Origin of the sequence: Paenibacillus sp. FSL K6-2524 (genome assembly GCF_038005525.1) — a bacterium.
GTDB lineage: Bacteria > Bacillota > Bacilli > Paenibacillales > Paenibacillaceae > Fontibacillus > Fontibacillus anaericanus.
In genome coordinates, this window is the sequence record NZ_JBBOSP010000001.1 from 1400588 (window position 1) to 1412962 (window position 12375).

Consider the following 12375-nt stretch of genomic DNA (forward strand, 5'->3'; position numbering starts at 1 on the left):
GTAACAAATATAAATGTTTGTGCGAAAAGGAGCGATAGTTATAAATTATAACGAAGTTGTTGCAATCGGAGATACCTATTTACTTACAGTAGTATCGGAGTTGTTCGGATTAGAAGGCTATGAAATCCAGTTGATCCCGGCACATGACGGAGGGCGTAATGTAGTATATACCTGTGAGAAAGAGGGCGAGGGCGAGGGCGCTAAGATACTCAGAATCGCTTTCTTACCTGACAGGAGTCGGGAAGACTTTCTGGGAGAAGTTGAGTATATCAGGTATTTATTCGAGCATGGAGGAAGTGTCTCGGATGTAATCAGCTCCAAGAAGGGGAATCTGCTGGAGGAGATCACCTACAATAACCACACCTTTTTTGTCTGCCTGTTTGAAAAGGCTAAGGGAAAACTGCTGGTAGAAAATAATTATCGGTACCGGGAAGATGCTCCGATTACCGAATATTATTATAATTGCGGTAAAGTACTGGGACAACTGCACCAAATATCGAAAAGCTATACGCCTGTCCATCGCCGGCATAGTTTTTTTGACAAATACAATGCTGATTATATAGATAAACTGATCCCCAACAAATTATCTTTGCTTAAGGAGAAGCTGGTAGAGCTCCTTAATACCTTAGAAGGACTGGATAGGGATCGTGAGTCTTTCGGTATGATCCATTTTGATTACAACGATGGGAATTATTCGATAGATTTTGATAATGGGCAGATAACCGTATATGATTTCGATAACTCATGTTTTGGTTGGTATATGTTTGACCTAGCAGGTCTATGGACATCCGGAGTGGGCTGGATACAATTCGAACCAGACGCCGGTAAACGCAAAAAGTTTATGGATGATTATTTTGAAACCGTTCTCGCGGGATACAGATCCGAGACCAAGATTGAAGATTCGATGTTGGATAAGTTGCCTTTACTTATTCAGGCGAATTTCATGGAAAATATTGTTGATGCATTCGAGGTGATGCAGAACAATGGTGAGGAACCGGAGTGTGACGAGGTGCTGTCGTATCTCATAAAATGTATGGAAGACGATATCCCGTTTAAGGGATTTTTCGATAAAATTTACTCTTGTGAAGAGCCTTTTGAGTATGAGAAACGAGATATTTAGTTTTTTTCGAGCAGTTATGTTCAAAACTCAAGGCCTATCTACATACTGTTCAGGTACGTTACGCAAAAAAAATACGAGGTATAACAGTAGAATTTACTAGCCCTTAAAGCCCCCGTGAGCTCCGTTTCGCAAGGGCTTTTTGTCATTTGATTGTATGCCGATAACACCGCAGTCGGTATACTTCCATATTTTAAATTGAAGAAGGATATGGACCCTAATGATGATGCCTTATAAGCAGGGGTAACTGAAGAAATTATTTTCAGATTTTTTCTGTTTGCACTTTGTGTTGTAATGGGTCTTTCTTGTTTCACATAAATCTCTTGCAGGTAACGTCACGTAACCAGATATACTAGGTTTAACGTTACTAGTTGTAAACGGGAGGGGGGAGTAAACATGAAGGAAACTACATATTTCACAACTGGACAGTTGTCTAAGTGGACGGGATTAACGCTTCGAACCTTGAGGTATTACGACCAGATAGGACTATTGACTCCAGACAAAGAGCATACAGGAGCTGTTCGAAGGTACGGAGTGGATGACCTAAGACGGCTGCAGCAAATTCAGACGCTGAAGTATGTGGGGTTGTCACTGGATGAGATCGGGGATCTACTGGCTGCGGAGGCCGGTTTAGGTTGGAAAATTCGGAACTCGCTTCTTGCTCAGTTAGATGTGGTGCGGCAGAAGATGCTCCATACCGAGAATGTCGTGAAGGTGATCCGAGGGGTGTTGGAGGACGCCGACGGGTTAGGCGAGGGGGGATGGAGTCATCTGGCGGACATTATTCAGGCCGTACAGATGGAGCAGAAGTGGGGGGAGCAGTATCGGAATGCATCTCGGTTACAATCCAGAATACACCTCTATAACCGATTCTGTACCAATCCACACGGGTGGCACAAATGGGTATTCGAGCAGCTTGGGCAGGAGCCGGATGTTCATTTGCTTGAGCTAGGCTGCGGAGACGGTTCCTTGTGGGTGTGCAATGCTGATCGTATTCCGAAGAGTTGGCGCATCACGTTAACGGATGTGTCTGAAGGGATGCTGGAGGAGGCGCGGAGCCGCCTCAAAGGCTTGCCCCAATTTAAGTTCCTGTTGGTGGACGCGCAAGAAATTCCTTTCCATGAAGGACAATTCGATAAAGTAATCGCCAACAACATGCTCTACCATGTGCAGAATATTCAGCAGGCTATCCAGGAAATACACCGTGTCATAAAACAAGACGGCCACTTCTACGCCACGACGATGAGCTTGCGGCACCTGCAGGAGGTGGAGCAACTGGGGACATCTTATGACCCTGGAATGGAGGTACTGGACCGCGTTATTGAGAATTTCCATCTGGACAATGCGGCCGGGCTGCTCTCGCCCTATTTCCGTGAGGTTGAACCGTTTATTTATGAGGACAGCCTAAGAATCACCGAAGTAGAACCTCTGATTGACTATATGATTTCTACTCCCATGAATGCGCGGTTACGACTGCAGGGTCATGTATTGGATCACTTTCGAGCCTATGTTGAAGAAATCCTAAAACGTGAAGGTGTACTGCTGGTTACGAAAGAAAACTGTATTTACAAAGGGAGGAAGTAAGCATGATGGAGACGAACAACCCCAGAATCCGAAGTGTTACAGAGGAAATTCTGTCGGACAATTGGTATGTGCTGAAGAAGGTCACCTTCGAGTACCGGAAAGATAACGGGGTATGGGAGAAGCAGGCTCGTGAAGTGTACGATCGCGGCAACGGTGCGACCATTCTCCTCTATAATCGGGAAAATCAAACCGTTGTACTGACCTGCCAATTTCGGATGCCAAGCTATAAAAATCAAAATCCTACGGGCATGCTGATCGAAACATGCGCCGGATTGCTGGATCGGGAGGCGCCGGAAGCAACCATTATTCGCGAAACGGAGGAAGAGACAGGCTACAAGCTCGCGAAGGTACAAAAAGTCGGAGAGGCTTATATGTCACCGGGGTCTGTTACGGAGATCGTGCATTTTTATGTCGCTGAGTACGACGCAACCATGGCGTCGGGAAGGGGAGGCGGTCTGGACGAGGAACAGGAAAACATCGAGGTACTCGAATTGCCATTCCACCAAGCCCTAGAGATGATACGGACCGGCGAGATTCGGGATGGGAAGACGATCCTGCTGCTTCAGTACGCTGAGCTGCACGGGCTGCTTGAACGTAAGGCAGAAAGTGAGCCGGAGCGAAAATCGCTGCATATTCTTGTCGCAGGGCCGTATCGGTCGGGAACCGGCGATGATCCAGAAAAAATCGAACAGAACGTCCGGTTCATGAACGAGATCGCCTTAAACATCTACGAAGCTGGCCATATGCCGGTTCTTGGGGAGTGGTACGCGCTGCCGCTGATCGCTACCGCAGGATCAACCGAAATTGGTGACGAGACGTTCAATCGCATTTTTCACCCGTCATCGACGCGGCTAATCAACCACTGTGATGCAGTGTTGAGGGTAGGAGGTCCGTCGACGGGTGCGGATGAAATGGTAAAAGTCGCGAAGGAGAAGGGGAAACTGATCTTTGATAGGTCCGAGGATATCCCTAAGCTATATTCATGACTTAAATCGAAAACTCTTGTATGAGAGCACTAAGTATTGATTTACTTCAGAGGTAACGGCCTTCTGGACTGCTTCGAATTTGGCTAACTCCTCATCCTCTAACTTTGAGTTCTGAGTGACCTTCACAGCCAAAGCCTTATTAGCTTCTCCATCGCAGGTCAGCAAACAAGTCAACGCCGATTTAAACGATATATTAAAAAGTATAAAATTAAACTAGCATATTCCCTGTGATCACGTTTGACAAAAGAAGCATCATTTCCTTTTTAGAATTCATGCAATAATTTATGCGTTCCTTCTATGTTCCTGTGCCGCACGCCGAGCGTCTCGGCGTCATTCATAGGTATCATATACATTTATTTACACATTTGTTCGTGGGCTAATCAAATGTAATAGCCCCAAGTGACCTTGGAAAAAAAAGAAGGGCCTATCGAAAGAATCCGATAGGCCCACCGGCCGTTAGTAATCTGCCAGTCCGAGATAGTGCAGCGAGATAACATTCTCGTAGCCTATCGCCGCCCGCAGATTATGCTTATTGCTTACGCTTAGATTGGCGTACGCTACTTGTGCATCGTAGAAGCTTTGTAGACGTGTCTTACCATTATCAATCGCCTCATAGTACTTGTAAACGAAAAAGAATGGATTATTTCTCTCCAAAAGTTCTTTATCCACTGCGAGGTAATCATTCCAGTCATCACCTGTCTCACCCTCTGGTGTTGGGACTGGAAGCCACAAGTAGTTCGCAACGTCTCTGCTGTAAGTCGAAATAGTGAAAGCAATAGGATTGATCATTTTACCCTGCGCCATTCCATCGTGAATGATACTGTTTGCATTTAGTCCCTTGGCTGTACCCGATCCCCAGAAAAAGGCTGTGTAGTAGTTGGAGTTCAGGCTGGCTGCACTTTTGCGATCGAAGAAGTAATTCTTTCTATCCTTTTTCAGAGTGGCTCCTTCAGTGTCTCCATCGCTACCTACTACAAGATCCATTACTCCGGACTTATTCTCTTTTGTCAGATTCACAGCGAGATCCTTATAATAAGTACGAAGATCAGTATTACTGAAGTAACCGAATTCTTCTTTTTCTTCTTTCATTCGATTCATAAAGAATACGATGTCATCTTGAGCTTCATCCAGTCCTTTTTGAAACTCGACAGGGGCTGAAAGGGCAACGGTTGAAATGGATTTTCCTTCGATTTGCTTACGGTAAGCTTCATAGGTGTTGATGTACTTGGAGATTTCACCTTTCGTTAATGGAAGGCGTGACACAGGCCATTCTGGAATGATACTGACCTGTTGATTCTCCTGAATGATTCCGTAGACGGTGATGTCGGTCAGGTATTTGCTGTCGCTGTTGAAATTGGAGTAGAAGAGGTCGGACACGAACTTCTCGGGTTTTTCGCGCTTATCATACTCGATTCCGTTCCATTCAAAATTACCTTCCGTAGGCTTCATCTTATGGAGGTAGGAGAAGGAAGGGACATCACTCGCCAGACCAAAGATCTGGATTCCGGCGACTTTACCGCCGATCTTCTTCTGCTGGGCTTTCAGGGCATCTAGTAGTTTGGGAGCTTCCTTGTAGTTTTTTGCGTCGAACAAAACGTTATTGGTATTCTTGAACTTAGCTACGTATTGCTTGATGGTCGCGAGGTCCTTAGTGTCGACCTTTGAGCTATTGTAAACGAAGTAATAGTTGCTTTTCTCTGTGGTAGCTGTTTCGCTGGCACTCGTAATGCTACCGAATGGAAGAAGGATTAATATTAGTATAAAAAGAATCATGGAATTACATCGGAATCTATTCACTTACAACATACCCCCTGAAGTTATCTTATATAAGAATATTTTACCATGAAATCAATTGTAGAGAATGAGAAAATGGCGAAAAATGATGAGATATGTCCCCACCTACTTAGCTTATATTCTACTTCTGCTCGGATTAGGTTAACATCAATAGGAAATTCATTTAACATCTGAACTTTCGTATTCAATTTATTGGCCTCATTTTGTGATAACTATTGGATGTGATCTGTTTGGCTCTCTTCATTATTTCTTGATTTACTTTTTCCAACTGCTACTAAAATAAAAATGATTATAGCCGCTCCGATAAGCCATCCGTAGTAATTGGCAATGAAGGAAAAGAGCAACCAAATACCGTACATCCCTACCATAAGTAACGGCGAAAAATAGGGAGTGTGTAGACACTCCCTTTGTGCTAACATTGCTTATTATCAAATGACTACTTCACATTTTTCCAATAAGCGAACCACGCAGTATGCTTATATCCCAGCGGAAGCAACCTAATATGAAAATATATGAAAACTACATAGGCCACTTAATTTGCCGTCTTATTGACAAAATCAATCTCATTTCTGATCCCTTTATGGGCGTCATTCCACAGGCCCTTTGTCAGGCGGATGCGCAGCAGGCATGTGTTGGGGTCTTCGTCGTTATTGGCTTCGTTATACCACTCAGCGAATATTGTGCGCAGCTTTGTCATCATCTCGGTGTTTTTCTCGTCACACACCCAGCCAAGGTTTTCACCGATACCATCGGCTGTAAAGTTTTCGACGATGATACAAATGGCTACTTCGGGGTTTTGGGCGATCTGCAGCATCTTGCCTGAGGTCGCATAGGTGACAGTGTAGAACGCGCCGTCCTCATAATAGGCGTCCACAATACGGGCGGCGGGACGGCTTTTGCCATCGGCCCCCGGTTCCAGCGCGATGGTGGACAGAGTGATCAGGCCGTCCTTGTTGCCCACTTGTTCGTCCAGCAGCTTCATGGCTTCGGAGTACTTGCTCATTTTATTATCCTCCTAAAAAATGTAATAAGGTATACATTATTAAGCTTATCATTGTGAAATCTTATTGCATGTGAAAAATTATACGATGTAAAAATATTAGATCGCTATCGTAATCCTCTCCTTACTACGAGCTATTTTGCTAGAAACACAAAAATCCCCCTCTGCTTCATCAGCAGAAGGGGGAATGGTTTGGAAGTATTCCTCTATGTTTTTATCAAAGGTTAGCTCAACCTCTTTCAATCTCTTTCTGTTCATATCTGAGCGTGGACTCGTTCGAAAGAGACCGTCTGCACCTTGTCATCTCTAAGCTCACATTCCAGTCTGGTCCTGTCAGTGGTCAGTTTGTCTAGCTCACCTTGAAGATGTCACGGATTCAGGTGAATATGAGTAATCTGCTGTTTAAATGAATATAAACGGTATTTTATTTCAAATTTAAATAAAATATTCCAAAAGAACTATAGACTGCAGCAAAAAATCTCTCTATAATACCCACTAACAATTGTATAATTTTCCATGAGGAGAGTGAATTAAATGAAGAAAAAAGCATTTGTAGCTATTATAAGCGCATCAATGCTGGTCAGCATGGGAACTGGCGCTTTAGCGGCAACTAAGCTGCAGGAAATTAAAGCTTACCTTAATACTGAGGTAAGGGTACAGGTCAATGGAAGTCATGTTGATTTGCGTGATGTCAAGAGAAATGTTATTGCACCAATCTCCTATCAAGGAGCAAATTATTTTCCTATTCGCGCCATCTCCGACGCACTTGATATAGCAGTCGATTATGATGAGACTACCCAAACTATTATTATAGGCGAGAAAGTCGACGGCGTTTCTATTGTTGATGGATTTAAAGATATGTATTATACGAAAGACTCAGCTAAAACAACCTATAAAGGCAAGGATTATAAAGAGGCTTATTTCAACGATGGACCTGGCAACCGCAGCACTAGCTTTATGCTCTATCCGAATAAAGAGCATCAAACACTATACCTTCAGATAGCAGCTGTTAACGGTGATATAACGGACCTTACTATAGAAGACAGCGATACCAATACTACTTTGAAAAAGATAGATGTGATCAAAGCTGAGGAAGGCTTGGTCACTGTCCAAGCGGATATCGCTGGCGTTAAATCATTGTACATTCACGGAGATGTAAAAAGTGATACTGTTGTCTTTGTACCATTGACTACTTCGTATTATAAATAGGTCTTATCTAACAAAGGTATCTCCATCACGAAGGAGATACCTTTGTTTCTATTCCAGCATTTGAAAGCCGCTTTATGTCACACCTGGGTGTCTACATAAAGGGGATTATACCAATGTATCAGGCTTTTTCGGTGAAAAATGTGAAGTTTGCGAGTTTAGTTTTTTTGTTGTTATGGGTTCACATTCTATTATAGATATAATTAGGTTCTGTATGTTTAGTGCATAGATGGCGATCATATTATAGCCTCCCTGTTGTAGGGAGGTTATTTTTTGTGAAGTTAAATTTAGGAAGCAGTTATGTTTATTCAGAATATTGCAGTAGGCAAATTGAAGGAGAAGTAATTGGTTCAGAGTATAGCGGGGGATTCCAAGCGACTTGCGAATGGTAGGTATTGACGGAGCAGGCGTAACGCGTGTAATGCTTTTTTACAAATATATCCACTTGTCATATGACATAACTAGTGACAATTGTCACTAGTTAAAATAGCGGCAGTATATTATTGTTTGAAATAAGTTTGAACTTATGAGGTGAAAGGGGATCAATATGAGGGTAGTATTTAGTCGTTTGTTAGTCGCTGTTATGATTTCCACACTTATTGGAGCCACAGCCACAGGGGCTGCTGGAATTCAAAGCGAGCCGTCTCTGGGCGGCAGCCATGAAGCTCTGTCAAGAGTAACGTTATTTGCTGGAAGTGGTAATTTTGACGATTGGGATGGAGAGACATCAAAGGCATCTTTTCGTATGCCTCAAGGTATCGCTGTCTTGAAAGATGGTTCTGTGCTTGTGGCGGACACCCGAAATCATCTCATCCGTCAAGTGAAGAATGGAGAGGTTTCTACTTATGCGGGCTTCATGCTTGACGCGGAAGACAACGTAACCCCTGAGGGGGCTTGGAACGATGGTGCTAAGGAAGCCGCAGTGTTCAACGGTCCTTCGGGCATGGACACGGATTTGGAAGGTAATATATACATAGCAGATACCGAAAATCATCGGATACGAAAAATATCTAAAGATGGAATGGTAGCAACGGTTGCCGGAGATGGCATGATCGGCGATGAAGACGGCACAAGCGCGGGAGCGAGATTCCATCACCCTCAGGATGTGGCTGTTGCTGCAGACGGAACCTTGTATGTTGCGGATACCTTGAATCACTTGATTCGGCGAATAACACCGGATGGACAAGTCACTACGCTTAACACTCCATCGGATCGGGTCGTTGAGGTTGAAGCCGGTTACGTGGTTCCTGCAGGTGATTATGCGGACGGTGCATTGTCGGCATCCAAGTTTAATGAGCCTACCAGCATTGCAATCGACCATAAAGGCAATTTATATGTAAGTGATACAGGCAATCATGTGATCCGATATATTGATTTGGCAAAAGGTACGGTCACAACTGCGGTAGGTTTATCTTCGGGAGAGAAGCCAGTGTATGCGAGTGGAACTCTGTATGCCGAAGGCGGTTATGCAGATGGGGCCGCTGCGGAAGCACGTTTTCAGTCTCCTAGAGGGATCGCTATAACGGAGGAGAATGGACTGGTTATTGCCGACAGCTTGAACCACACGATTCGTTACCTTGTTGATGGACATGTGAGTACAATTGCTGGTGTACCTGCGCAGTTTGGTCAAGTAGATGGCATTAACGGTCACAACCTGCTTCACAATCCTACCGATGTAGCGGTTCTGCCAAATGGCGGCTTGCTCATTGCGGACAGCTATAACAATAAAATCCGCGAGCTTGAGTATTACCGGCTTCCAACCCATCTGTCCCGCAATGATCAGGTGAAGGTTGTAGTGGATGATTCGGTTATCAGCTTTGACGCGCAGCCCGAAATTGTGAAGGGGCACACGATGGTTCCTTTGAGAGCCTTAAGTGAAATGATGGGCTATAAGGTTGGATTTTTGGATAATCAACGTACCATTGAATTGACAAAGGGCGAAGCAAGAATCAAGCTACAAATGGGGAGTCAAGTGATTACGGTCAAGAATACTGCGGCGGATGCGGAAGAGCAGCGGGTAATGGAAGCGGCGCCTTATACGAAAGATGGCCGTTCCTATGTTCCGGTCAGGTTTTTCAGTGAGGCATTCGGAGCAGACGTACAATGGGATCCGAACACAAGGACGGTTATTTTGCGGGAAATAACAGAAGCCGTTGATAAGCTGCCTGTAGCAGATGGCAAGTCGCGTACGGTGGTTCTTGAACAGATAAAAGGAAAGGTCTGGATCACTCAGGCGGGTGGTTCTTTGACTTACCAGGCCTATAATGGCATGACTCTTCATCAAGGTGATCATATTCTTACGGAAAAGAATACGAGCGCGATATTAAAGACGGTCGACCGTAAGGATGAAATTACGATTAGCGAAAACTCGGAGCTGTACATTTCAAATTTAAGTGATGCGTCCCGTGCAAAGCATACGAGCTTTATGTTATGGAGCGGGCTGGCTGCGGCCAATGTGTCCTCATTGGTAAATGCCAAGGATACATTTAACATCCTGACGCCGACGGCTGTGACTGATGTTCGCGGCACGAATTTTGTTGTGGCCATCGATCCGGTTACGGGGATTCCGACCCTTTTTGTAAACAGTGGACTGGTTCAGGGAAGCGACAACGGAAATGCCCAGAATCCAGCCTTCGTATATCCTTCGCAGCAACTGAACTTTTTACCAAATTCCCAAGCACCAAATGTGCCTTATATGGTTGACCTATCCGGTCTCGTTAATCAAGCTTCACCTGCTGTTATCGAAGCCCTATTAAGGGCTAAGCAGGAAATAGATCAGGAAAATGCGGAAATGCTGGAGAGAATGAGGAATGAAGCTTCCGGCTCTATCTCTGGCGGGAATCCGGGTGGCTTGTCTCAAAGCGATCTGGATCGATACCAGAGTAATTTGGAAAATCTGCTTGCTAATATTTTAAAGCAGGCTCGTGATCAGAATTTAATAGAACCAGACAAATTGAAGGCACTTATCGATGAGGCCAATAAGCAATCCGATAATAAGATCGATTTGGATAATGTCCCACCGCTTCAATTATCGGATGAGGAAAAGCAGCAACAGGAAAGACAGAAGCAATTGGAGGAAGAACAAAAAAGGCAGCTGGAGGAGCAAAATAAGCAGCGTCAACTAGACGCACAGAAGCAAGCCCTAATAGATAAGCTTCTAGCTGAAAAAGAGCGACAAGAGCAGGAGAACAAGAAGAAACTTGAAGAAGCCCGTAAACAAGCGGAGGAGAAGTTGAAGCAACAACTTTCGGATGCTGAGAAGAAAAAATTTGAGGAGCAACAAAAAGCTTTGGAGCAGATGAAGCAGCAGCAAGAACAAGCTCAGCGGCCGCAAGCACCAACGCCGACGACACCATCGACACCATCAGGACCATCGGGACCAACACCGACGCCAACACCGACGCCAACACCGACGCCAACACCAACACCAACACCAACACCAACACCAACACCAACACCAACACCAACACCAACACCAACACCAACACCAACCAATACCGTTCCTAAGGTGGTCAAACCAATATCCGATAGAATAGTAAACTCTGAGGAGCCTTTTGAAATCAATATGAGCGAGGTTTTCCATGATGCGGATGGCGATTCATTAACATTCACAGCCCGTTCGAGTGATTCGGCAGTTGCAGAGGTAGATGTGGAAGGAGCTAGTATGCGCATTAGCCCAACTGGTATCGGTTCAACAGAAATTCGTATGACGGCCGATGATGGAAAAGGCGGACTAACTGAAACCTCCTTCCGTTTCGCGTACTATGGGGAGATACAGAATATGAGGGCTGAAGTCCAGCCCGATTTCATTGAGCTCTATTGGGATGAGTATGGGGAAGAGGGGATCAACTATCACGTTTATATGAATGAGGAGCTGATCGAAACCACCCCAACCACCCATGTTTCACTTAGGGGTCTTAATCCGGAGACGGTTTATAATCTGCGTGTAATTGCGGTTAATCGCGATGAAGAGATCGTAGCGTTAGCCAATTATTCGGTAACGACACCTCCTATTTACTTTGAGCCTGTAGAAGTGACGACTCTATCTGAATAATGAAGAGGTTGAACCAAGTATGGAGCTATCCAAGCGACTTCCAATGATTATGAAGAGGACGTGCTAGCATCGTGCTAGCGGCTATTAAAGGCTAAAGGGCACCCGACCGGGTGCCCTTTAATTTCGCCCTATAGATGATACGGAGAACCTTATCACAAGTGCGGTGAAATTTTTCGGATCTCCTGCAACGTGCTTGGAAAACCGCTTGCCGGGCATGGTTTTGGGGAAAGACAAAGGGTGAGGACCGGTGGTTATATGCCACCAATCCTCGCCCTCTTATCATTATCTGGTTGCCCTTTTCAGCAGTTTAATGAAAGCGAAAGCCACCTAAAGAGGTCTTTTTATTTCGCTGTTTTCGTAAGAATTGTTGCTATTCGGTAAGACGAGCTTCTGGGCTTGAGTTATTCAATTAAGCCCTAAGAAATCTCAACCTTGCGACCACGCTTATGGGCAGTGCGATGTGGGATGCCGCTTTTGCGCCCCTTTTCAGATTCCATAAAGTGCGTTTCACCCGCATTCGATAATGCCGAAATCTTAATCTACAGTATTCAGGTTGCTCGGATAACAAAGCAAATTAGGAAAAGAGCGTAATTTCGACCTTATTAAAGCAGAAGTAACAATAAGCAAACATTCT

At 44.7% G+C, this 12375-nt stretch carries 8 protein-coding genes; 5 read left to right on the forward strand and 3 right to left on the reverse strand.

Translation table 11 applies throughout. The features are described 5' to 3' along the window. Window positions 1-13: 13 nt before the first annotated feature. The 3 genes from NST85_RS06055 to nudK all read left to right on the forward strand — a co-directional run bounded on the left by NST85_RS06055 (window position 14) and on the right by nudK (window position 3687). Entirely contained in the window at window positions 14-1120 is a 1107-nt protein-coding gene (locus tag NST85_RS06055) for a phosphotransferase enzyme family protein (protein WP_127194857.1), read from the forward strand. A 393-nt stretch (window positions 1121-1513) separates the two neighbouring features. Beyond that, on the forward strand, window positions 1514-2701 hold the full coding sequence (locus tag NST85_RS06060) for a MerR family transcriptional regulator (RefSeq protein ID WP_127194856.1): 1188 nt from the start codon (window positions 1514-1516) through the stop codon (window positions 2699-2701). 2 nt (window positions 2702-2703) lie between these two features. Beyond that, a complete protein-coding gene (gene nudK / locus NST85_RS06065) occupies window positions 2704-3687 on the forward strand; it encodes a GDP-mannose pyrophosphatase NudK (RefSeq protein WP_246054434.1) in 984 nt (327 codons plus the stop codon). A 456-nt stretch (window positions 3688-4143) separates the two neighbouring features. On the opposite strand, the gene NST85_RS06070 is transcribed toward nudK, so the two are convergent. The 3 genes from NST85_RS06070 to NST85_RS06080 form a co-directional block, all read right to left on the reverse strand. Next, window positions 4144-5484, reverse strand: a complete 1341-nt coding sequence (locus NST85_RS06070; protein WP_127194855.1) for a hypothetical protein — start codon at window positions 5482-5484, stop codon at window positions 4144-4146. Between the two features lie 529 nt (window positions 5485-6013). Further along, entirely contained in the window at window positions 6014-6484 is a 471-nt protein-coding gene (locus NST85_RS06075) for a pyridoxamine 5'-phosphate oxidase family protein (protein WP_127194854.1), read from the reverse strand. Between the two features lie 96 nt (window positions 6485-6580). Then, the gene (locus NST85_RS06080; RefSeq protein ID WP_211350297.1) at window positions 6581-6739 is read right to left on the reverse strand and encodes a hypothetical protein; all 159 of its coding nucleotides are present in this window, start codon (window positions 6737-6739) and stop codon (window positions 6581-6583) included. Between the two features lie 276 nt (window positions 6740-7015). Here NST85_RS06080 and NST85_RS06085 point away from each other — a divergent pair, with 276 nt between their 5' ends. Both NST85_RS06085 and NST85_RS06090 read left to right on the forward strand, forming a co-directional pair. Beyond that, entirely contained in the window at window positions 7016-7690 is a 675-nt protein-coding gene (locus tag NST85_RS06085; RefSeq protein WP_341188832.1) for a stalk domain-containing protein, read from the forward strand. Between the two features lie 544 nt (window positions 7691-8234). Next, on the forward strand, window positions 8235-11741 hold the full coding sequence (locus tag NST85_RS06090) for a stalk domain-containing protein (protein ID WP_341188833.1): 3507 nt from the start codon (window positions 8235-8237) through the stop codon (window positions 11739-11741). The last annotated feature ends 634 nt before the right edge of the window (window positions 11742-12375 follow it).

Excerpts from the sequence above, each read along its gene's own strand:
- NST85_RS06085 (WP_341188832.1), top strand. The coding sequence starts at position 7,016 with ATGAAGAAAAAAGCATTTGTAGCTATTATAAGCGCATCAATGCTGGTC.
- NST85_RS06080 (WP_211350297.1), bottom strand. The coding sequence starts at position 6,739 with ATGAACAGAAAGAGATTGAAAGAGGTTGAGCTAACCTTTGATAAAAAC.
- nudK (WP_246054434.1), top strand. The coding sequence starts at position 2,704 with ATGATGGAGACGAACAACCCCAGAATCCGAAGTGTTACAGAGGAAATT.
- NST85_RS06055 (WP_127194857.1), top strand. The coding sequence starts at position 14 with ATGTTTGTGCGAAAAGGAGCGATAGTTATAAATTATAACGAAGTTGTT.
- NST85_RS06075 (WP_127194854.1), bottom strand. The coding sequence starts at position 6,484 with ATGAGCAAGTACTCCGAAGCCATGAAGCTGCTGGACGAACAAGTGGGC.
- NST85_RS06060 (WP_127194856.1), top strand. The coding sequence starts at position 1,514 with ATGAAGGAAACTACATATTTCACAACTGGACAGTTGTCTAAGTGGACG.
- NST85_RS06090 (WP_341188833.1), top strand. The coding sequence starts at position 8,235 with ATGAGGGTAGTATTTAGTCGTTTGTTAGTCGCTGTTATGATTTCCACA.